Genomic DNA, 22,225 nt, shown 5'->3' with positions numbered 1-22,225 from the left:
ATGGAGATCAACCTCGGCGACTTCCATTTCCTGCGTCCGCTATGGCTGCTACTGGTGCCTTTCGGCGCGCTGCTGCCGTGGCTCTGGCGCCGCCATCAAGACGTGCAACAGCGGCTGCGCAGCCTGGTTGCCGGGCATTTGTTGCCGTATCTGCTGATTACGCCGCAGGCCCAGCAGCGCTTTCGCCCCGTGCACCTGGTCTGCGCGTTATTGATCCTGGGCGCCCTTGCCGCTGCCGGTCCGACCTGGGAACAGGACCGCCCGGACTTTCTGCAAAACCGCGCGCCGTTGATCATCGCCATCGACCTGTCGCCGTCCATGGATGCCAGCGACGTCCCGCCCAGTCGGCTGGAAGCCGCCAAGCACAAGCTGCATGACCTGATCCAGCGTCGGTCCGGCGCCCATAGCGCTTTGATCGCTTACGCCGGCAGCGCTCACCTGGTGTTGCCGCCGACCGACGACCCCGCGTTGCTCGACACCTTTATCCAGGCGCTGAGCACCGACCTGATCGCCAGGCCGGGAAAAAACCTAAGCGCTGTCATCGAGCAAGCCAAGCGTCTACTGGCTGCCGAGCAAACCCCGGGCACGTTATTGCTGATCACTGACGGTGCCGACACGTCTCAACTCACCGGTCTGGACCAGCAACTGGACGACAGTACGCTGCAAGTGTTGGTGCTGGCGGTGGGCAGCGAGGACGGTGGCATCATTCAGGACGCCAGCGGCCAGCCGCGCACCGACAGTAACGGTCGCCCCGCGCTCGGCCGTTTCGACCAGGCGGCGCTCAAGCAACTGGCCTCGGCCCTGGATGCGCCATTGGGCAGCCTGACCCTCAACGACGACGATCTGGATTGGGTCGAATTGCACGCCCAACGGCATTTCCAGAGTGCCAGCGCCGAACAACAAGCGCTGCACTGGAAAGACGCCGGATACTGGCTGTGCTGGCCGCTGCTGTTGATTGCCTTCTTCGGCGTGCGCAAGGGCTGGAGCCTGAACTGGATGGCGGGTTGGCTGCTGGCCCTGGGCATCGGATGGCAACCGGCGCCGGCCGAAGCCAATGCGCTGATCGATGCGTTCTTCACCCCCGACCAGCAAGGTCGCTGGGCCTTCGAGCATGAGCATTTTCCCCAGGCCGCCCAGCATTTTGTCGACCCGTACTGGAAAGGCATTGCCGCCTACAACGCCGCCGACTTCGACGTGGCGCTGGCCAGCTTTGCGCGACTGCAAACGCCCCAGGCGTATTTCTACCTGGGCAATATTCATGTGCGCCGCTTCAAGTTCGATCAAGCGATCGCGGCCTATACCCAGGCACTGAAGCTGCAACCGCAGTTCCCGGAAGCGAGCGCCAACCTGGCGTTGGCGATCGCGCTGCAAAAAGACACCGAAAGCGCCGAACAGAACGCGCCCCAGGTCAAACCCGACGAAATCAAAATGGACAAGGCGCCGGGCAAGGGCCAGAGCAAACCGCTGGAGGCCGCGCAAGCGGCTTCGGACGAGCAGTGGCTGCAGAACCTGAGCACCTCGCCGGCGAAATTCTTGAAGCAGAAGTTCAGCTTGCAGGATCAGGCCGGGAGGACGCCATGAACGGCCTGCCAGAGCGAGACTGCCAGGGCGGCACCTCGATCGCTCAAAGAATCGGCGCCTTATGCCTCTGCCTGCTCACCGGCACCGCCCTGGCCGCCGAACCCGAGTTGCGCATCCAGGCCAGGCTGCAACCCGCCGACTCGGTGATGGTCGGCGGCATGCTCGAACTGCAGCTCGATGTCCTCACCGACAGCTGGTTCACCGAGGCCCCTGTCCTGCCCGACCTCAAGCTGCCCGGTGCGCTGGTTTCACCGCCAGACGGACACGCCCAGCACCTTAACCAGACGCTGGACGGCACCGCCTTCAGCGGTATGCGCTATCGCTACAGAATCATCCCGAATCTCGCTCAAGGCTTCGCGGTCCCAGCCCTGACCGTGCGTGCCAAACCGGGACAGGCCAGCCGCGAATTAAGCGCGCAAAGCCAGCCCCTGCATTTCAGTGCCCAACAACCACCGGGGTTCGAACCCGGCGAACCGGTGCTGGTGGCGCAAGGGCTGCGCTTCACCCAGGCCGTCGTCAATTCGGCGACGCCGCTGAAGGTCGGCGACAGCATCACCCGGCAACTGACGCTGCAGGCCGACGGCGCCCTGGCCATGTCGCTGCCGGCGCCTGCGCTGGGCGATGTCGATGATCTGCGCCGCTATCCGAAAGCGGCGCAGATCATCAACCTCGACGACGGTCGCGGTCACTTCAGCGGTGGCCAGCGGATCGACACCGTGACTTATCGGATCGATACCGAGGGCCGCCACGACTTGCCGCCCATCGCGTTGAAATGGTGGGATTCAAGCAGCCAGCAGGCTCGCACCGCGCACGTCCCGGCGGTGGTCATCGATGCCGTGGCCAACGGCACGTATCGCCCGTTCTTTTCCATCGACGAAGACTTGAAAAAACTCGGCCAGCAAAGCCGCCGACATCTATCCGGGCATTGGTTGGGGCTGGCGGCGCTGCTGCTTGCGCTAAGCGCACTGGGCTATTTCGCCCGCCCGATCACACACCGCGCCTACGCGGCCTGGCAGTCGCGGCGCCGCGCGAGACAGGCCGCATGGCTGGCGTCCGCCGACTATGCGTGGCGGCAGATTCCAGCGCAAATCGATGCCCGGCCCGCGCAACTGAGTGCGTTGTACCTCTGGGCCAGGCGCCGGTGCCTGGGCCTGAAACTGCATCCCCTCGATCCTCGTCTGCAAGAGATGCTTCGCGCCTGTTACGGCCGTGATCCGAGCGAAGACCAGGCGCTGCATCAACTCAAGCAGTGCCTGGCCACGCTGCGAGCTCCCGCCGGGCGCGACCAGGGCTCGGCAGCTCGCACATTGCGCCCCCTCAACCCCGCTCCCGAGAAGCAACGCCCATGAGCAACCCGCTAGCGCTCCGGCACCGCCATGCCCCGCATACGCCTCTGATCCAGGCGGCGGCCGATGCACACGGCGGCGCAACATGAACACCGCACCTGCTGCACATCAGACCCAGCCCGACCGCCGCTCGCCTTCCCCGGCGAGCGGCCTTATTTCGCTTGAACAGGCATAAGGCAATCCGCAATGTCCTCACGTGTCGCCAGTAAGTCGTCGACCCTTCCCCCCCGCTCCGCCGTTGCCCCGGCGTTGCGGGTCCCTGCCCTGCTGCTGTTCGTGTCCGGCGCCGCGGCGCTGGTGTATCAGGTGCTGTGGATCAAACAGCTGTCGCTGGTGGTGGGGGTGGAGGTGTATGCCATTACCACCGGGATCAGCGCGTTTTTCGCAGGCCTGGCCTTGGGCGGCCTGGTCTTCGGCCACTGGGCGGATCGCCTGCGGCAACCGGTTCTGCTGTATGCGGGGCTCGAAGTGCTGGTCGCGGCGTTGGGTGTCGGTACGACCTTTGCGATGAGCCTGGCGGCCAGTCCTTTCGCCTGGCTGGAACAGCAAGTCGGGCTGTTGGCCTGGGTGCTGCCGTTTGCCCTGGTGGGTCTTCCCGCGCTGTTGATGGGCGGCACGCTGCCGGTGCTGGTGCGCTCGCTGGCCACCGACCCGCAGCAACTGGGCAAGGCCGGCGGCCAGCTCTACGCTGCGAACACCGCCGGCGCCATTGCCGGCACCCTGCTCGCCGGGTTCGTGCTGATTGCCGCCTTTGGCGTGCGCGGCAGTGCCTGGGTCGCGGCGATCCTTAACCTGCTGGCCGCCGCGGGCGCCTTGTGGTTCCAGCGGCATGGCCTGCCGGCGCCAGAGGCCCCGGCCCGGCACCCCACGGACAAAGCGCCGGATCGGCTGGCCTTGTGGCTGTATTCGATCGCCGGCGGCGTGGCGTTGGGGTACGAAGTGGTCTGGTCGCAATCCATCGTGCAGTTCATGAGTACCCGTACCTACGCGTTTGCCGTGGTGTTGGCCACCTATCTCAGCGGGCTGTTCATCGGCAGCGCCTTACTGGCCCGTCGGGTGGATCGCCTGCGTGATCCCTGGGGCGTATTCGGCGTGTTGATCGCCGGGGCCGGGTTGCTCGCCCTGCTGGAAATCGCCTTGCTCGGGCGCTGGCTGGTGCTCTTGCAGTCGCAGGCCGAAATGGCCGTGCTGGCCCTGGGCGGCAGCGATTTGCTGGGTATCAGCGCCCGGTTTGCCGTGGCGGCGTTGAGCATCGTGTTCCTGCCGACCTTGTTGCTGGGCGCGGCGTTTCCCCTGGCGCTGCGCTTGAGCGTCGGTCGCGAGCGGGTCGGTCGGGATGTCGGCGCCGTGGTGGCGTTCAACACCCTGGGCGGCATTATCGGCGTGATGCTCTGCGGCTTTGTGCTGATCCCGTGGCTGGGGCTGGTCCGCACGCTAGGGCTGTTGGCGATGGTCGCCGCCGCCATTGGCTGGTTCGCGGTGCGCAAAGGCCATGGCGTGAAGAAAGGCCGGCGCCAGGCGGTGGCCGCCATCGGCCTGCTCTCGGTGGCCGTGGCCGTCTTTACCCCGATCGACAAACTCGCCAGCCTGCTCCCCGGCGCCCGTAACGGGACACTGGCGTTCTACGAAGAAGGACGCGGCGGCACCGTCGCGGTCGTCACCCAAGGCAAGGGGCAGAACAGCTTCCAGCGCTTGTATATCCAGGGCGTGTCCAACACCGGCGACGCCATGCCCTCGCTGCGCTACATGCGCCTGCAGGCCTTGCTGCCGCTGCTGATCCATAACGGCGAACCGCGTTCGGCGCTGGTCATCGGTTTCGGCACTGGCATTACCGCTGGCGCCCTGACCCGCTATCCGGGGCTGGAACAGCGTGTCGTCGCCGAATTGCTGCCGTCCGTGGTCAAGGCGGCGCCCCTGTTCAAAGGCAACTTCAACGCCGCCGATTCGACGGTGGATATCCGCCTGCGGGACGGTCGCCAGGAGTTGCTGCGCAGCCCGCAACTCTATGACCTGATCACCCTCGAACCGCCACCGCCCTCCGCTGCCGGGGTGGTGAACCTGTACTCCCGGGACTTCTACCAATTGGCCGCCAGCCGCCTTGAGAAACAGGGGCTGGTTGCGCAGTGGCTGCCGTTGCCGACCCAGAACATCGACGATTCGCGCTCGCTGGTGCGCAGCTTCCTCGATGCGTTCCCCTACGCGACCCTGTGGACCAGCGAGTTCCACGAAATGCTGCTGGTGGGATCGCTTGAGCCCATCGAACTGGATGCCGCGAAAATCGACCAGCGCTTCCAACAGGACAGCGTACGCAGCACGTTGCAGGATGTGGGCGTCGCCTCGGCGCCCGCCTTGCTGGCGACCTGGGTGACCGATCGCGCCGGGCTGGAACGTTTTGCCGCCGACGCCCTGCCAGTGACCGACGATCAGCCGCGTATCGAATACGCCCCGTGGGTCCGCGCCAAGGAAATCAGCCGTGTGCTGCCGGCCCTGCTCGACTTGTATCAACCGCCCGCGCTGGTGAATGCCGATGGAGCATTCGTCGAGCGCATGAACGTCCATCGGCAACGCTTGATGCAGTTTTATCGGGCGAGCCTGCACGCTTATGACGGTGACCGGGACGCGTGGGCCAGGGATGTGCGCGACGTGATGCGCGGGGATGGAGGCAACCCGTATTTCCGCTGGTTTGTCGGCCCGAAAAGGGCTGAATGAACCCGACAGTCGAATCACACTCTCATTGGGACGCCGGGCATCCGGCGAACTGCGTCACGCTGAACGCGCGCCTTAGGGCAAACGCACCTGGACCACGGAAGTTGCAATGCCGACACCTAAAAATAAAGTAAAAAAACCGACGCCTGATGCTCAACCGAACCTGATCAACCGTTACCTGTTTCCCGTCACCATCGGTGTATTGCTCCTGGCCGTGGCGGGCATCGGCTGGTTTCTATTCAGCAGTACGCCGGCCGTCCCGACGCCCGCCACCGTCAGTACGCCCGTGGCTCAGCCGGTTAAACCGCAGCCGGTGGCGATGGCCCCGGCGACCCTGGTCGACGAGCAGCAATGCCAAGGCTGCCATAGCGAGCAAGCCAAGGACTGGCAAGGCTCCCACCACCAGTTGGCCATGCAGCAAGCCAGTGCCGAGACGATGCTGGGCGACTTCAATAACGTCACCTTCAAGGCGGAAAAAGAAACCACCCGTTTCACCCGTAAAGGCGACGAATTCTGGGTCAACGCTCCCGGCATCGACGGCAAGAACGCCGACTACAAAGTCGCCTACACCTTTGGCGTCGCGCCGTTGCAGCAATACCTGATCGAGGTGGGCGACGGTCGGCTGCAAGCGCTCGGCGTGGCCTGGGATACCGAGAAGCATCGCTGGTTCCACCTGTATCCAGGCCAGGGCGTGAATTTCAAGAACCCGTTGCATTGGAGCAAGCCGAGCCAGAACGCCAACTTCATGTGCGTCGAGTGCCACACCACCGGCTTCAAACGCAACTTCGATGCGGCCAGCAACACCTTCGACAGTCAATGGAACAGCCTCGGCGTCGGTTGCCAGGCGTGCCATGGCCCGGCCTCCAACCACCTGGCGTGGACGGCGAACAAAGGTGACTTGATCCACGCCGGTTTTGCCGTCGACCTCAAGGACAAGGACGCCACCGTCGAGATCGAAACCTGCGCCCGCTGCCATTCGCGCCGCGCACCGCTGGCGGACGGCTACAGCGTCGGCAAGCGGCTGATGGACGACTACCTGCCCAGCCCCCTGACCCGCGAGCTGTACGCGCTGGACGGCAAGATCAAGGATGAAGTGTTCGAGCACGGCTCCTTCGCCCAGAGCAAAATGGCCGACAAGGGCGTGCGCTGCAGCAACTGCCATAACCCCCACAGCAATGAGCTCAAGGCGCCGGGCTCCGCCGTCTGCCTGCAATGCCACAACACCGCGGGCAAGACCGCGGTGGCAGGCGTCGATGGCAAGGGGCTGCAAGCGAAGAACTACGACTCCATCGAACACACCCGCCACACCATGGGCCAGCCGGGCTCGCAGTGCGTGGATTGCCACATGCCCGGCAAGTTCTACATGGGCAATGACTTCAGGCATGACCACAGCTTCAGTATTCCCAATCCCGAACGCGCGAAAAAACTGGGCACGCCCGACGCCTGCCTGACGTGCCACCAGGGCAAGGCCGGCGACAAGGTCACCGAACAGTTCAAGCTCTGGAACAGCGCCGCCACCGCGCAAGCCCCACGCTACGACGAAAGCCTGTGGCTGATTCGCAACGGCCAGCCCGGGGCCGCAGAAGCCTTGTACGAGCAACTGCAACGGAGCAATTTGCCGGCGATTCAGCGTGCGACCTTGCTCGCCGAGCTACCGTTCTACCCCAGCGAGCAGGCGTTGAAACTGGCGACCAGGGACTTGAACAACCCGGCCCCGCAAGTGCGCGAAAGCGCCGTCCGAGCGATCAGTGCGCTGTTGCCGCCGCCGGAGCGCGTGTCGCTGTTGACGCCGTTGCTGGATGATCCGGTGAAAGCGGTGAGGATCGTTGCCGCCCGGGATCTGCTCAGCGTGGCGCGCAATGGCCTGCCGGGCGCCCAGGCCAGCTGGAGCGCGGCGATCGCCGAATACGAAGCGGTGCAGAAGAGCCTGCAGGAACGGGCCGAGGCCAACCTCAATCTGGCGATGCTCTATCAGGCCAGCGGTCGCAACGGCGAAGTCGAAGCGCTGCTGCGTACTGCCCTCAAACGCGATCCGGACTTCTACCCGGCCCTGGTGACGCTGGTGCAATGGCTGGAGGCCAACGGACGCCACCAGGAAGCGCAGACACTGCTGGCGCAGCGCCTGAAAGAACAACCGGAGGCCGCGCTGCTGCAACACACCCAAGGGCTGGTGCTGATCCGTGCCGGCAACACCGCCCAGGCCATGCCGGCCCTGCGCAAAGCGGCTGCGCTGGAGCCGCAGAACGCTCAGTACGGCTACGTGCTGGCGGTGGCGCTGCACGACAGCGGCAACGTCGCCCAAGCCTGTGAAGAGCTGGAGCGCGTGCTGAAAGTACAGCCGACCAACCGCAACGCGCGGTTGTCGTTGATTCAGTACTACCTGGATAACGGGCAGGAGCCCAAAGCCCAGGTGCTGTTGCAAGGCTGGAAAAAGATGAACATGGGCGATCCGGCGTTGAAGTGATCGCCCGCTGGGGCAGCGTTTTTTGGAGGGGGAATGTAAATTGCACTCGCCGCCGGCGCTGTCATTCAGAGGCTCAGCCCGCAGGCTGCTGGCCTCAAGACTGGCGCCGCCCCCGAAAACCAGCCGTCGTACGCGTTTGGATCAGCCCGAAATACCGCAGCGTCCGGTATGGCAAACGCCGGGGCGGCGGGGCCATCGGCAGTGCTGCGATGGCCCTGACTCAGCACGGAGCGTGCGAACGTCAGAAACTGTATTTGACACCTGTCGTAATGTTTCTTGGAGCACCGTACATACCGTGGTCGCCGGCATAGCTGAGGTATTCGCGGTCGAACACGTTATTCAGATTGACTGACGCACTCAGATGCTGGTTGAAGTCGTAGCGGGCCAAGAGGTTGGTGACGGCATAGCTGCCCTGGGTGAACGTGTGCAGGTCGGCACCGGTTTTGCTCTGCCAGTTCACACCGCCCCCAAGGGTGACCTTGTCCAGAATCCCCGGCAGGCGATAGCTGGTGAAGGTCTTGAGGCTGTGGCGAGGCAGGGTGGTAACGATACGCTGGTCGTCCGAATCGGTGCTGACGGCGTAGGCATAACCGGCGGATGCCTGCCAGCCTTCGGCCAGTTCGCCATCCAGAGTGAATTCAGCACCCTTGGTGGTGGTGCCTTGTTCGGATTTATAGGTGTTGCCGCCTGGGGTATCGATCCAGATCGCCAGGTTGTCCTGCTCGATCTTGAACAGTGCAAGGCTGGAGTTCAGCTTGCCGTCGAAATGGCTGCCCTTGACGCCGACTTCATAGCCGGTGCCCTCCATCGGGTCCAGGGGCTTGTTATTGATGTCACGTACCCAGGACGATTGCGGGTTGAAGATTTTCGTATAGCTGGCATACAGCGACCACGTGTCGTTGAGGTCATAGACCACGCCGGCATACGGAATGTAGACGCCGGTTTCCGATTCCTTGGTCTTGGTTTGCGCTGCGCCGTACGGCTTGTCTTCAATCTCTCGATGCCAGTCGATCACGCGGCTGCCCAGCAAGATACTCAAATCGTCAGTGGCGTGCAGGCGCGTGGCGAGATAAGCGGCGTATTGGGTTTCGTCGGTGGCGGATTTGCCCGTGACATTGAATTGCGGTTTCACCGAGTCGCCGTTCCAGTTCAGCAGGTTGTCGATCGCGCCGGCCGGGGAACCGGAGTAGTCGTATTTCCAGCCGCCGTAGCTTGGTACGTTCTCGTAATAGTTGGACAAGGTCACGCCAGCGATCAACTCGTGCTCGCGGCCCAGCAGACCGAACGGGCCCGTCAGGTAGGCGTCGATGTTGTTCTGGCGCGGGATACCGGAGAAGCGCACTGGCAACTGAGTGGTTCCGCTTCCGTCCGGTTTGAGGCTGCCGTTGACGTAGTTGAAGACCTCATCGAACTTGTTTTCGGTGTGGGTGAGTTCGACTTTGCCGCTCCATCCATTGGCAAACTGCTGTTCGATCGAAGTGAAAAAGCTGGTCTGTTCATGGTCGTTGTAAGACCAGGTCTGCGCCGAATTGAGCGAGCGCTTGAGGTGGGTGCGCGAGCCATCGGTGAAACGGGTCGGCAGACCGGAGCGCATGGGGGAGTCGACGTCAGTGCGCTGGTAACTGAAGCCCATGGTCAGCAGGGTGTCTTCAGTCAGGTCAAATTCGGTGATGCCGTAGATCAGTTGCGAATCCTGCTTGTAGCGGTCGATCCAGGATTGCTCGGTTTTGAAGTCGGCGACCAGGCGACCGCGCACATTGCCGGTTTCGGTCAGCGGGCCGGATACATCGAAACCGGTCCCATAGCGATCCCAGTTGCCGGCTTCAGCGGTGATGCTGGCCTGAGCCACGGCGGTCGGACGCTTGCGGATCAGGTTGATCGTTGCCGAAGGACTGCCTAGGCCGCTGATCAGGCCGGTAGCTCCGCGCACCACTTCTACGCGGTCATACATGGCCATGCTCTGGGTGTAATTGTCCATGCGCTTGACGGTGGGCACACCGTCGATTTCGAAGTTCTGAATCTCGAAGCCGCGAGAGAAGTAGCCGTCGGATTCTGCACCGAGGCCGTCACGCAACACAATGATGCCCGGCGTGGCATCGAGGGTGTCGCTGAGGTTGGTCAGGCGCTGGTCATCCAGACGCTGGCGGGTCATGACAGTCAGCGACTGTGGGGTTTCTTGGGGGGTCAAATTCAGACGGGTCGAACTGCTGGATGAGTAGGTGGTGTAGAGCCCGGTGCCCTCTGTAGTCGATCCGGGGGCCTTGCCCGAAATTGAAATGCTCTGAAGCTCCAGCCCGGTAGAGGTCGGTGCCCGCTCGAGGATGTAGCGTCCATCCGGCTGGCGAACCGCAATGAGTTGGCTGCCCGCAAGCAGCGCCTGTAGAGCACCGTCGACCGTGTAATCACCATTCAAGCCAGGGCTGTTTTGTCCTGCAATCAAGTCATTGGGAAACGACAACAACAAATGGGCTTGCTGGCCCATTTGATTGAGCGCAGTGCCCAGTGGCGCCGGCGAAATTGCGTAATGTTGCACGCTGCTGTCGGCGGCGGCCCACACTGGCGATGCAGTGACGGCCAGAACCGCCCCGGCGCAACCAAGGGTGATGGCTAATGAGGGTGCGTAGTACGACGAAATACTGCGGAGATGCATGTGAAGTTTCCCGACGATTTTTGATGTATGGCTTATGAGTCTCGCCAGAAATCAAAACGGCTCATCGAAAACGAAAAACTTCATACGTTAACCTGCAAAGGGCGCAAGTTGACCCACAGGCGAGTGAAACGCTGCACATCCAGTTTCAACGTCTGTGCGACGGCATCGATGATTCGATCGCTGTCTGCCAGTGGGTAGGTGCCCCATACGCGCAGATTGGCCAAGGTGGCGTCGCACCCAAGATGTCCATGACGATACCGGCCAAGTTCATCGAGGAAAGCCTGAAGCGGTTGGCCGTTGGCGACGATCATACCTTCGGCCCAGGCCGGAGCGTATGCGTGCAGTGCCCCCTGATCGAGCATCCCGAATGGCCCAAAACGAGCCAGCTGCCCGGCTTGCAGAGAAGCCCAGGTGCTGGCTTGTGTTGGGTTTACTTGAAGCGAGCCACGATAGACCGCCAACTGGGTTGAGCCATTGTCAAACTGGCGTACCGTGAAACGCGCCGAGGACGCCTGTGCCCGAACCTGAGCGGTATCGATAAACAGAGCCTGGTTCGACGCAGTGTCGATCAGGGCCTCGCCGCTGAGCAATCGAAGATGCCAGCGATGATCTGTCTTTTGCGCATTCATTGCGCTGCGGGTATTGAGTTCAAACGACAAATCGGCGGTCAGCGCGACACGTCGCTGCTCACCAACGCCGGTGGCGTAATCGGCGTTTATGCGCGAAACCATGTCGCTGTCTCGCGCCAACCATGCACCAGCGCTTGCGGACAGCAGCAACGCCAGCCCCTTGATTGCCCGTCTTCTGCTCAACCCTTCCTGGGAGGGGAGCAACAGGGCCCGCCGGGCAAGGTTTGGATCGCCTCGGGTGCGCAATGAATCGAGCTGCTCCCCCAGAACCAAAGCTTTTTCCCAGGCAATCTCATGCAAGGGGTGTTCATTACGCCATGCCATGAAAGCGGCCGGTGCAGGTGCATCGATATCGGCCTCCCGCATATCGAGCCACCACTCCATCGCCTCCTCGCACATTTTCGGTGATAGGGACGGTTCTTGGGCCAGGGTGTTTCTGGTGATAGTCATTACAGTGCTTGCGTCACCAACATGCAGTGCGCTCCCGCCTTGATGATGTGGCGCTTGACGGTGGCGATCGAAATGCCCAACTGCGCCGCAATCTCCGCGTGGCTGAGCCCATCCAGTTGCGACCAGAGAAAGGCTTTTTTTACGGCGACATCAAGCTCGCAAAGCGCTTCGTCGAGTCGAACCAATGTCTCGAAAATAATCAACTGGGTCGCCAAATCCGGCATCACGCTTTCGTCTTCTACCTGGAGCGCATCCAGGTAGGCTTTTTCCAGGCGTGCGCGGCGGTAGTGGTTGGACAGGACGCTGCGTGCCACCTTGGCCAGAAAAGGCCGAGGCTGGCGGACTTCGAGCACCTCGTTGCTGGTCAGCAGACGCATGAAGGTGTCCTGCATCAAATCGGCCGCGCGGTGTGAGCAGCTCAGTTGCCGATATAACCAGTTACGCAACCAGCGGTGTTGCTGTTCGTAGAGAGCAGTGAGCTGAGCGGAGTCGACGGATGCCATGAGTTGCCACGGATTTGATGCAAATGAGACTTAGTATCATATGTGACTAATTGAGTGCCGACAAGAACGCAGAAGAACACGTGCAAGCGATCTTTTCGACTCGGGACAGACCGGCCAACGGCTGCAACAAGGCACATAACGCAAGCGTGGCCTAGACTCGCCATTATCGCGCTCCGTTCGCTGGCAGCCGTGTCATCCCTGATGCCTCTCAAGGAAAGCCGCATGAAATCGATGCCCATGCGCCCTACTGCTCCCCTCCGCCTGCATGGGCTGCTGGCGCTCTGCGCACTTTGGGTGGCAAGCGGCAACAGCTGGGCAGGCGGCATCATGATTTACGAGGCCGGCCAGGAAGGCAACGGCCTGGCCAATGCCGGCGCCGCCGCGCTGACCGACGATCCCAGCGTGCTGATGAGCAACCCCGCGGGCATCACCCAATTGGCCGGCACGCAGATCAGCGCCAACGCCCAGGTGATCCTCGGCAGCCTCACCTTCTCCCGCGATGCAAGCAATCAGTTCGATGGCAACGAAGGGGGGAACGCGCTGCAATGGTTGCCCGGCGCCAGCTTCTTCATCAGCCACCAGATCAACGAACGCTCGGCCGTGGGCTTTGGCATGTATGGCAACTTTGGCCTTGCCCTGGACTATGACGACGACTGGGCCGGCCGTTATTTCACCCAGGAAGCCGCCGTCATCGGCGTGTCTTTTCAACCGACTATTGCCCACCAGTTCACCGACCAGCTCTCGGTCGGTATCGGCCCGCGCCTCGTATACGGCTACTACCGCACCGAGATGGCCATCGACAACAACCTCCTCGGCGTGCTCGACCGCCCGGACGGTCAACTGGAATACAAGGACACCGATGTCGGCACGGGGGTCAACCTCGGCGTGCTCTATAAGCTCAATGAGCGCACGCAGATCGGCCTCGCCTACACCAGCAAGGTGAAACTGCAGTTCAAGGACAGCCCCCAGGTACGCAACGTCAGCAACCCCATTATCAACGCCGCCCTGCGCCGTCTCGATGTCGACGCCCTGGAGCTGGACATGAACGTGCCGCAGACCGTGCTGCTGAGCGTGGCGCATCGGCTTGACCCGCAATGGAAGCTGCTCGGCAGCCTCGGCTGGCAGGACTGGAGCGACTTCGGGGAGATTGGCGTGGCCGTCGATGCCAACGCCGGCGGCGTCGACCGCACGGTCAACCGCCAGTACAAGGACACCTGGCACGCCTCCGTCGGCGCGCAGTACCAGGCCAACTCAAAACTGCGCTGGAACATGGGGCTGGGCTACGACAGCTCGGCCGTGGACGAGAAAGACCGCACCGTCGACAACCCGATGGGCGATACCTGGCGGCTGGCGACCGGCGTCAACTATCAAGTGGAAGCAGGATTGGACCTGCACCTGGCCTACACCCTGGTGTGGCTGGGCGACATGGACAGCGAACAGACCAAGGCACGCTCGGGCACCACGCTCTCCGGGACCTTCCGTAACAGCGCGTTGCACATCATCGGGGGCGGCGCCACGTGGCGTTTCTAGCGTGGGCCGGGGCCAACGCTGACTGACCACCCGGCCTTCTTCAGCAGGTGGCCTGCCGTGGAAAAGATCGCCGGAACGTTCATGAATTCCCTGCAACCGTCGCGCAGGAATAACGAAACAACTGCGCGGTCAGGCCCGCCCTCCTCTCATCCAAGCGTTTCGCCTCTATCAAATCCCCGGCGACGAACTCCCCGCGGTCATGCCAGAGTAAAAAAGAACAGCCCCTACCGCAGGTGAGTCACTTGAACAAACTGTCTGAAATGCACTTCTTCGTCGCCGTGGTCGATACCGGCAGCATTTCTGAAGCCGCGAGGCTTCTGGGGACGACCAAATCCATGGTCAGCCAACGGATCCAGCAACTGGAAAAACGCCTGGGCAGCCTCCTCTTCGAACGCGGGCGCCAGCTACGTCTTACCGAGCCGGGGCAGGTGTTCTATCACTATTGCGTGCGCATCCTGGCGGATGTCGAGGACGCCGAGGACGCGGTCCAGGCGTTCACTTCCAGCCTGCGCGGCAGCCTGCGACTGTCCGCGCCCATGGCGTTCAGCATTCGCTACCTGACGCCGATCCTGGCCGCTTTCGCCGTGCGCTATCCCGATTTACGCCTGGATATCGAGTTCGATGACCGCTATGTGAACCTGCAGGAAGAGAACTTCGACGCCGCTATCCGCCTCGGCGCACTGCCGGACTCTTCCCTGATCGCCAAGACCATTGCCGTCAACCGCCATGTCATCTGCGCCAGCCCCGCCTATCTCGCGACCCACGGTACACCGCAAACCGTGCAGAACCTGGCCGGTCATCACGCCCTGTTGTACGTGCACCGCGAACCCAACGGCATGTGGCGCTTGCCGGTTGGCGAGGGGCTTGAGTCGTTTCGTGTGGAACGCCGCCTGCGCACCAACAACGCCTATCAGTTGCTGGAAGGCGCCAAGGCCGGAATGGGATTGGCGATCCTGCCGACCTTCCTCGCCGCGGATGCCATCCTCGCGGGCGAGCTGAAGGTCGTGCTGGAGCCCCACGCCCCTCCTGGCGGCAACATCTCGGCGGTGTACCGCCAGTCCCATAGGGCCTCGCCCAAACTGCAAGCCCTGATCGGTTTCTTGAGCGAACAGATCGGCAGCCCGCCGGTATGGGAGCAGAAACTGGCCGCTCATGCTCAATCGATTGAGCGTTCACAAAAAGTGAAACCGTGATTCGGTTTTTGCAGGCTTATTGATGCCTTGAGCATGCTTTAGCCTCTTTCGCGCAGACGCTTCAACCCCGCGTCTGACAGGGAGAGGATGCATGGACAAGACGTTGAACACCCCCGAACGCGCTACCTCGCTCATGGCCCGTGTGGCGATGCCCGCTGGCATGGCGGCGGGCAGTGGCCCGCATCGAACACAGACAGATTGTCTTTCTCCCGGCCTGTGCCAATAACGCCAATGCGCCTGCGCACCTGGCGCGAGTCCCCTGCTGAGAGATTACCCATGACGAACACCAAGAAACTGCTGTCCCCCCTGGACATCGGCCCCCTGATCCTGGCCAACCGGGTACTGATGGCGCCCATGACCCGCTCGCGTTCGGCACAGCCCGGCGACATCCCCACCGCCCTCAACGCCGAGTACTACGGCCAGCGCGCCAGTGCCGGGCTGGTGATCAGCGAAGGGATTCCGATCTCTCCCGGGGCCAAGGGTTACGCCTACACCCCAGGGATCTACACCGATGCCCAGCAGGCAGGCTGGAAACGGGTCACCGATCGGGTGCACGCCAATGGCGGGTTGATTGCCGCGCAGTTGTGGCACGTCGGGCGCATCGCCCATCACTCGGTACTGCCGCCGGGCCAGGCGCCCCTGGCCCCTTCCGCCATTCGCGCGCGATCCAAGACCTTTGCCTTCGACGAGAACGGCGTGCCGGCCATGGTCGATTGCGACCCACCGCAAGCGCTGAGTGAAAAAGGCATTGCCGCGGTGATCGAGGAGTTTGTGCAGGCGGCCAAGCGTGCCATGGCCGCCGGCTTCGATCTGGTGGAGTTGCACGGTGCCAACGGTTATTTGCTGGAGCAATTCCTGTCGGTCAGCACGAATCAGCGTACCGACGGTTATGGCGGCACCCTGGAAAACCGCGCACGGTTCGTGCTCGAGGTCGTCGATGCGGTGTCCGCCGCCATTGGCGCCGAGCGCGTGGGAATCCGCCTGTCGCCCTGGTGCCCACCGAGCGTCAACGACATGGACTTCCAGGTCGAAGCCCGAGACATCACCCTCTACCTGGCCGCGGCGCTCAGTGTGCGACACATTGCCTACCTGCACCTCGCCGAATGGCCTGGCGCGCCCTACCCGCCCGGCTTTCGCAACCAGCTGCGTTCGGCGTTCACCGGCGCGATAATCGTCTGCGGCGGCTATCAACAGGACTCCGCGCAAGCCCTGCTGGAGCAAGAGCTTATCGATGCCGTGGCGTTTGGAAAACCCTTTATCGCCAACCCCGACCTGCCACGACGCTTTGCCCTCGGCGCCTCCCTGGCGGAGCCTGATGGCAGCACGTTTTATGGTGGGGATGCCCGCGGCTATACCGACTATCCCTCTCTGCCTTCCCGGAGCTGAGCCCCATGGGTCAGCCAGGACGCCTGGTTGCCGCGTTGCTGCTGGGGGCATTGAACATGCCCCTGGCCACCGCCCAGGCCGAGGACAATCCAACCACCGCCAGGAGTTCCGCCATGGGCCAGGAAGCGCTCTACAACGCCTTGCTCGATGCGCTCTACGCCACCTTTGGCCAGCATGCAGGGTTTCGTGTGGCTCATGCCAAGGGGATATTGGTGCAGGGAACCTTCGTCGCCACCCGCAGCGCGCCCCAGGTGAGCCGAGCGCTGCACTTTCAGGGGGGCGTCATACCGGTACGCGTGCGCTTTTCCAATTTCAGCGGTTTACCGGGCACCCGGGACGGCGATCCCACGGCCAGCCCGCACGGGCTGGCGATCCGCTTTTCCCTGCCCGACGGGCAGTCCACCGATATCGTTGCCCATTCATTCAACGGCTTCCCGGTCGCGACCGCGCAGGACTTCCTGGGTTTTCTGCAAGGCATCGCGGCCAGCGTGGCCACGCCGCCCGACCCGGCGCCCCTGGCCGGTTTCCTGGCCGGGCATCCGCGGGCCAGGCAGTTTCTCGATGCCCCCAAACCGGCCCCCCGCAGCTACATCAGCACCGAGTACTTCGGCGTCAATGCGCTGGAGTTCAGCAACCTCGACGGCGAGCGTCGAATGGGGCGCTACCGTATAGAGCCCTTGATCGACGAACCCGCGCTGAGCGACGAACAGGCCGCGGCCATGCCTGACGACTATCTGCAGGACGAACTGGCGACACGCCTGGGCAAAGGGCCGGCGAAGATCCGCCTGGTACTGCAACTGGCGGCACCGGGCGATGGGGTCGAAGACGGTTCCATCCCCTGGTCGCGTACCAACCAAGAGGTTGAACTGGGCATCCTCACCCTCGACCGGCTGATTCCCCCCGCAGCACAGCAGGCCGAGCAACAACGCCTGGACTTCAATCCCGGTCGCCTGCCGGATGGCATCGCGCCCAGCGCCGATCCGATGATCGAAGCCCGCCAGGGCATCTACGAACGGGCCATGGACAGGCGGCGTCAGCCATGAGCGACGTGCAAAGCCGCACTTGAGCACGCGACAGATCGGGTTAAGGCGTTTCCCGACTTTGCCATCCGTTGACCGTTGAGAGACTTTTTCGGCCGCGTACCTGCAGCAACCCGTTGTTGCAGGCTACTTGCCTGAATATAGCGTAAGAGCGCTTTGCGAGTAGTAACTCGGAGCGCTCTATTCCTCGGGGCTTCCGAGAAGATGATGTTTAGTTGCCTGAAAAACCATCAAAAAAGAGGAAAAGTATTCATTTCAAGAACGGCCTTATTCTGCCGGATCAATCATTGCAACCCTGTGAAACTTATCATTTTTAAAAAAGTCACACCCTCTAGCCGCTGAACTTTTTACTCGCCCTACATATGGGTGCAGCTACTTTTTTGGCGTCAGGATTATGGCTGGCGTAAAAAATAAAAAGGCAAAAACAGTAAAAAGCGGAAAAACCGAGAGTTCTATGAATATATTCATCAACATGAACACCTTTGTCACCGTGGTTGACGCCCTGAGTTTTTCCGAAGCCGCACGTCGCCTGGGCGCAACCAAGTCCCAAGTAAGCCAGCGCATTAAACAGTTGGAAAAACACCTGGGTTGTACCTTGGTCAGTAGAACCCGGCCACTCTCGGTGACCGATGCGGGGCAGATATATTACAGCCAGGCCGTCTACCTTCTACAAGAACTGAAGAACTCCGAACAATCGGTCAGGCAGGCGAATGCTTTTCTCCAGGGGCGCCTGTGTATTTCCGCGCCACTGGCATTCACCCCGCGTTATCTCGCGCCGATCTTTTCGAAGTTCGCCAAGAAACATCCCGAGCTGGATATTGACGTACAAAGCACCGATAGCTTTGTCAGCCTTCAAGACCAGCACTTCGATATGGCCATACGTCTTGGCCGGCTGGAAGACTCGTCTTTGGTCGCGAAGATCATCACCGATAATCACCACCTTATTTGTGCCAGCCCCGAGTATCTGGAGAAGAATGGCACGCCTCAACATCCAGAGGACCTCCAGCTACATGATGGGTTGATGTACTACAACCGCGAACCCAATGGTTTCTGGAAACTTACGCTTAATGGTCAGCAAGAGTCGTTTCGAATTCGTACACGGTTACGCACCGATTCTGGACATCAACTGTTGGAGAGTGCCAAAGCGGGCATCGGCTTGGCTATTTTGCCAACTTTCCTCGCCGAAGATGCTTTGCTGTGCGGAGAGTTGATACCGGTGCTGCTGCCCTATTCACCTTCAGGCGGTCATCTTTCGGTGGTTTACCGCAAAACCATAAAGACGCCCCACAAGATCCTTGCGCTGGCCAAGTTTCTTGCGGATGAAATTGGCCATCCCGCGCCGTGGGACCGAAGGTTGCTGGAGCGAGGACTGCTTTACTAAGGATTCATGCTCCCACCCAGTTGCAAGGCAACAACCAGGCCCACGAGCCAAGTTCATCTTCAGGTCGGGTAAACAGATGGAAGCGGCACACAGCGCCAACTGTCGTACGCGTACCACGAACAGACACTGGCAGTGATGAGGCGTTTGGGGGGATCGGGATCGCGCGCTGACGGCACGTAGATAGGAGCGGGACGCCAACGCAAGGCATCGCCGTACAGCTACAGCCTGCAATGGCGACGCCACTGCAGGCTGTATCAGGCTACTGTTTCTTCATTTTCTCTTCGATCCGCCGGTCTACGTCGGCACGGATCTGATCGATGCTGAAGCTCGCCGGTTTCTGGCTCGGCGGATATTCAACGAAGGTTTCGAGGAACTTCGAGGCCTTCAGGGTGGCGACTGCCAGCATGTAGATGTTTTTCGCCGACCAATCGTAGTACTGGTCGGAAACGACATCGGCCCTTTCATAAGGGTCCATGCGCAGGTTGAAGATCTTCGGTGCGCGCAGGCAAACGAAGGGTTCGCTCCAGACTTCGAAACCGCCTGGCTTGCGCTGTTCGCAGAAAACCACCTTCCAGTTGTCGAAACGCATAGAAACCAGCGCCCCGTCGTCGTTGAAGTAGAAGAACTCCTTGCGCTCGCTCTTCGGCTGCTGGCCCGTCAGGTAGGGCAGTTGGTTGTAACCGTCCAGATGCACCTTGAAGTTGGTGCCGCCCGAGGTCGGAGCCCAGCCTTTCAAGAGTTTTTCCTTCACGCTGGTGTCGCCTGCGGCGGCCAACAGGGTGGGGAACCAGTCAAGACCGGAGAACAGCTCCGTGGACACTTCGCCAGGCTTGATTTTGCCCGGCCAGCGGACCATGGCCGGAACGCGATAAGCCCCTTCCCAGTTGGAGTTCTTCTCGTTGCGAAATGGCGTGGTGGCCGCATCCGGCCACGACCACTGGTTCGGGCCGTTGTCGGTGGTGTAGACGACGATGGTGTTGTCGGCGATCTTCAGGTCATCCAGGGTTTTCAGCAGTTTGCCGACGTCACCGTCATGCTCGAGCATGCCGTCGGCATACTCGTTGCCGGGCATGCCGCTCTGGCCCTGCATGGACTCGCGAACATGGGTGAACGCGTGCATCCGCGTGGTGTTCATCCAGACGAAGAAGGGTTTGTCAGCCTTGGCCTGTTTCTCGATGAACGCCTGTGCGGCGGCGGTGGTTTCGTCGTCGATGGTTTCCATGCGCTTCTTGTTCAGCGCACCGGTGTCTTCAATCTTGCCGTCGGCGAAGCTGTGGATCACGCCGCGTGGAGAGGCAACCTTGACGAACTCGGCGTCGTCCTTGGGCCAGTACGGACGTTCGGGCTCCTCCTCGGCATTGAGGTGGTACAGGTTGCCAAAGAACTCGTCGAAACCGTGGTTGGTCGGCAGGTATTCATCCTTGTCGCCCAAGTGGTTCTTGCCGAACTGGCCGGTGGCATAACCCTGGGATTTCAGCGCTTGCGCAATGGTGATGTCGCGCTTTTGCAGGCCGACCGCCACGCCCGGCATACCCACTTTCGTCAACCCGGTGCGCAGTGGCGACTGCCCGGTAATGAACGAGGAACGTCCCGCAGTACAACTGTTCTCCGCATAGTAATCGGTGAAGATCATGCCCTCTTTGGCAATCCGGTCGATGTTCGGGGTCTTGTAGCCGACCACCCCCATCGAATACGCACTGATATTGGTCTGGCCGATATCGTCGCCGAATATCACCAGGATGTTGGGTTTTTCAGCGGCTGCGACAGTTGCGGAAACTGCCATGACCGAGGTCACCACCAAGGCCAGCTTGGGTAACCATTTATGTATGCGAGTCATCTGACTGCTCCTTTTGCTCACTCACTAAAAGCCGCCGTGTCGCACGACTAATATTTATCGGGGTCTTGCCTAACGCCTTTTATTAAAATCATTCGCCGGTCGTGGCTTCGAACGGGTAGATCCGACGCCATTCGGATGCCATATCAACGATAGTCCAGGCACCGGCCCGCGCCTTGTCGAGCGCCTTGTCCAGGCGGCCGATCTTCGAATCGCGGTCATAGGCCCATTCGCGCTTGGCATCGGTGTGATGCACCAGCCCCATGAAGCGCGGACCCGATCCGGCTGCTGTCCACTGCAGCATTTGCAAGTCGCCGTCGGAATTGCCGAAGGCCAGGATCGGCCGCCTGCCAATGACCGCCTCGATGCTTTCCGGCTTGCCCGGACCATCGTCGTTGTGGGTCAGCTCCGGCAGGCGCTGGATCGACAACTGCCCGTCCTTGTCCTGGAACCGTGTGGCGAAGGTGGTGCCGATCACCTGTTCCGGTGGGATGCCGTAGACCTCTTCGGCGAAGGTACGCATGAAGGCCACCTCGCCGCCGGAGACGATGTACGTCTTGAAACCGTTGTCACGCAGAAAGGACAGCAGTTCCAGCATTGGCTGGTACACCATCTCGGTAAAAGGCTTGTGGGTACGTGGATGCACCGCCGTCGCCAGCCAGCGACGGGCGTTTTGGTTGAATGTCTGTGTATCGATGCCGGTATGGGTGGCGGTCACGATTTCCATCAGCCCGCGTATGCCGCTCGCGGCAAAGACCCGGTGATCATCCTCCAGCACGGCTTTGAATGGCTGTTGAGTCTTCCATTCAGGGTGCTGGGGAGCGAGGCGCTTGACCTCGGCGAAGGCGAAGAGAATCTGGAAGTAGAGCGGCTGTTCGCTCCACAAGGTGCCGTCGTTATCGAATACGGCGATACGCTCCGACGGCGGCACATACCCTTTCCCACCTTCTTCGGTCACCGCCTCGACGAACCCGATGATCGCGGTACGTGAGGGGCCGTCGCGCCAGGAGGGCAAAACCTCTTCAGCCTGGCCCAGAAGCGGCAGAATCAGCAACAGTGCGAAAAGCCAGCGCAATTTAAGCAAAGCCGGATTCAAGTGCATGCAACTTCCTTGATAAATACAAAAGGCGGGAACCGCGTTATTCAAGTCGATTCACCCAGGTACGGCCTGGGCGGGCGCTGCTTTTCTCTGGTTCGATGGCGCACAGTTGTTATGTTGCGCCTCTGCAAGTTCCAATAAACACTAGCAAAGTTCTGTGCAATGCGGCGAACAGGGTCTTTGAACCCATATTCATTACACGACACTCTGTTGTTCCATGCGTTTATAAGTACAGCCCACACCCGTGGGGAAAAGCGCCACGAAGATTCTTTCTTCAACCGGATCAGCCGCCTCCAGGCAGACACCCGAGCGTGCCGAGTGTCATCTTTTTCCAGTCTTGAACACCTCAGGATAGCCATTAATATGCCGCTACCGTTTTCCGCAAGAGTGCCAATAAGGCTGGGAGCGCCGTCACCTCTTTCGACTGACTCCG

The 22,225-nt window shown here is 61.4% G+C and carries 14 protein-coding genes and 1 pseudogene; 10 read left to right on the top strand and 5 right to left on the bottom strand.

Going from position 1 to position 22,225, the window contains the following annotated elements:
- The 5 genes and pseudogenes from BTN82_RS14665 to BTN82_RS31550 all read left to right on the top strand — a co-directional run.
- Positions 1-1,581: a VWA domain-containing protein gene (locus tag BTN82_RS14665; protein ID WP_075119830.1), complete on the top strand. Its 1,581-nt coding sequence runs from the start codon at positions 1-3 to the stop codon at positions 1,579-1,581.
- A complete protein-coding gene (locus BTN82_RS14660) occupies positions 1,578-2,930 on the top strand; it encodes a BatD family protein (RefSeq protein ID WP_075119829.1) in 1,353 nt (450 codons plus the stop codon). The genes BTN82_RS14665 and BTN82_RS14660 overlap by 4 nt, the downstream gene beginning before the upstream one ends.
- 183 nt (positions 2,931-3,113) lie before the next feature.
- Positions 3,114-5,636 (top strand): fused MFS/spermidine synthase, encoded by a 2,523-nt coding sequence (locus tag BTN82_RS14655; protein ID WP_075119828.1) that lies wholly within the window; start codon positions 3,114-3,116, stop codon positions 5,634-5,636.
- Between the two features lie 106 nt (positions 5,637-5,742).
- Entirely contained in the window at positions 5,743-8,097 is a 2,355-nt protein-coding gene (locus BTN82_RS14650) for a tetratricopeptide repeat protein (RefSeq protein ID WP_075119827.1), read from the top strand.
- A 39-nt stretch (positions 8,098-8,136) separates the two neighbouring features.
- Positions 8,137-8,309: pseudogene (locus tag BTN82_RS31550) on the top strand (tail assembly protein); the annotation flags it as partial.
- A 29-nt stretch (positions 8,310-8,338) separates the two neighbouring features.
- Here BTN82_RS31550 and BTN82_RS14640 read toward each other — a convergent pair.
- From BTN82_RS14640 to BTN82_RS14630, 3 genes are all read right to left on the bottom strand, one after another.
- Positions 8,339-10,747, bottom strand: a complete 2,409-nt coding sequence (locus BTN82_RS14640) for a TonB-dependent siderophore receptor (RefSeq protein ID WP_075119826.1) — start codon at positions 10,745-10,747, stop codon at positions 8,339-8,341.
- Positions 10,748-10,827: 80 nt separating this feature from the next.
- Positions 10,828-11,826 (bottom strand): FecR domain-containing protein, encoded by a 999-nt coding sequence (locus tag BTN82_RS14635; RefSeq protein WP_075119825.1) that lies wholly within the window; start codon positions 11,824-11,826, stop codon positions 10,828-10,830.
- Entirely contained in the window at positions 11,826-12,329 is a 504-nt protein-coding gene (locus BTN82_RS14630) for a sigma-70 family RNA polymerase sigma factor (RefSeq protein ID WP_075119824.1), read from the bottom strand. Before BTN82_RS14630 ends, BTN82_RS14635 begins: the two co-directional genes overlap by 1 nt.
- A gap of 222 nt (positions 12,330-12,551) precedes the next feature.
- Between BTN82_RS14630 and BTN82_RS14625 the strand changes: the two genes are divergently transcribed.
- From BTN82_RS14625 to BTN82_RS14605, 5 genes are all read left to right on the top strand, one after another.
- Positions 12,552-13,859: an OmpP1/FadL family transporter gene (locus BTN82_RS14625; RefSeq protein WP_075119823.1), complete on the top strand. Its 1,308-nt coding sequence runs from the start codon at positions 12,552-12,554 to the stop codon at positions 13,857-13,859.
- Positions 13,860-14,101: 242 nt separating this feature from the next.
- Entirely contained in the window at positions 14,102-15,052 is a 951-nt protein-coding gene (locus BTN82_RS14620; protein WP_075119822.1) for a LysR family transcriptional regulator, read from the top strand.
- Positions 15,053-15,328: 276 nt separating this feature from the next.
- A complete protein-coding gene (locus BTN82_RS14615) occupies positions 15,329-16,438 on the top strand; it encodes an alkene reductase (RefSeq protein ID WP_075119821.1) in 1,110 nt (369 codons plus the stop codon).
- A gap of 5 nt (positions 16,439-16,443) precedes the next feature.
- Positions 16,444-17,481, top strand: a complete 1,038-nt coding sequence (locus BTN82_RS14610; RefSeq protein ID WP_075119820.1) for a catalase family peroxidase — start codon at positions 16,444-16,446, stop codon at positions 17,479-17,481.
- Between the two features lie 451 nt (positions 17,482-17,932).
- Entirely contained in the window at positions 17,933-18,859 is a 927-nt protein-coding gene (locus tag BTN82_RS14605) for a LysR family transcriptional regulator (RefSeq protein ID WP_075119819.1), read from the top strand.
- A 259-nt stretch (positions 18,860-19,118) separates the two neighbouring features.
- On the opposite strand, the gene BTN82_RS14600 is transcribed toward BTN82_RS14605, so the two are convergent.
- Complete coding sequence (locus BTN82_RS14600; RefSeq protein WP_075119818.1) at positions 19,119-20,696, bottom strand: arylsulfatase; 1,578 nt, start codon at positions 20,694-20,696, stop codon at positions 19,119-19,121.
- Between the two features lie 88 nt (positions 20,697-20,784).
- The gene (locus tag BTN82_RS14595) at positions 20,785-21,795 is read right to left on the bottom strand and encodes an HAD family hydrolase (protein ID WP_075119817.1); all 1,011 of its coding nucleotides are present in this window, start codon (positions 21,793-21,795) and stop codon (positions 20,785-20,787) included.
- Between the last annotated feature and the right edge of the window lie 430 nt (positions 21,796-22,225).

This window comes from Pseudomonas chlororaphis (genome assembly GCF_001921865.1).
GTDB classification, from domain to species: Bacteria; Pseudomonadota; Gammaproteobacteria; order Pseudomonadales; family Pseudomonadaceae; genus Aquipseudomonas; species Aquipseudomonas chlororaphis_D.
This window is presented reverse-complemented; position numbering and strand designations above follow the sequence as displayed.

Coding starts and splice junctions, on each gene's coding strand:
- BTN82_RS14665 (WP_075119830.1), top strand. CDS start 1: ATGGAGATCAACCTCGGCGACTTCCATTTCCTGCGTCCGCTATGGCTG.
- BTN82_RS14660 (WP_075119829.1), top strand. CDS start 1,578: ATGAACGGCCTGCCAGAGCGAGACTGCCAGGGCGGCACCTCGATCGCT.
- BTN82_RS14655 (WP_075119828.1), top strand. CDS start 3,114: ATGTCCTCACGTGTCGCCAGTAAGTCGTCGACCCTTCCCCCCCGCTCC.
- BTN82_RS14650 (WP_075119827.1), top strand. CDS start 5,743: ATGCCGACACCTAAAAATAAAGTAAAAAAACCGACGCCTGATGCTCAA.
- BTN82_RS14640 (WP_075119826.1), bottom strand. CDS start 10,747: ATGCATCTCCGCAGTATTTCGTCGTACTACGCACCCTCATTAGCCATC.
- BTN82_RS14635 (WP_075119825.1), bottom strand. CDS start 11,826: ATGACTATCACCAGAAACACCCTGGCCCAAGAACCGTCCCTATCACCG.
- BTN82_RS14630 (WP_075119824.1), bottom strand. CDS start 12,329: ATGGCATCCGTCGACTCCGCTCAGCTCACTGCTCTCTACGAACAGCAA.
- BTN82_RS14625 (WP_075119823.1), top strand. CDS start 12,552: ATGAAATCGATGCCCATGCGCCCTACTGCTCCCCTCCGCCTGCATGGG.
- BTN82_RS14615 (WP_075119821.1), top strand. CDS start 15,329: ATGACGAACACCAAGAAACTGCTGTCCCCCCTGGACATCGGCCCCCTG.
- BTN82_RS14610 (WP_075119820.1), top strand. CDS start 16,444: ATGGGTCAGCCAGGACGCCTGGTTGCCGCGTTGCTGCTGGGGGCATTG.
- BTN82_RS14605 (WP_075119819.1), top strand. CDS start 17,933: ATGAATATATTCATCAACATGAACACCTTTGTCACCGTGGTTGACGCC.
- BTN82_RS14600 (WP_075119818.1), bottom strand. CDS start 20,696: ATGACTCGCATACATAAATGGTTACCCAAGCTGGCCTTGGTGGTGACC.
- BTN82_RS14595 (WP_075119817.1), bottom strand. CDS start 21,795: ATGCACTTGAATCCGGCTTTGCTTAAATTGCGCTGGCTTTTCGCACTG.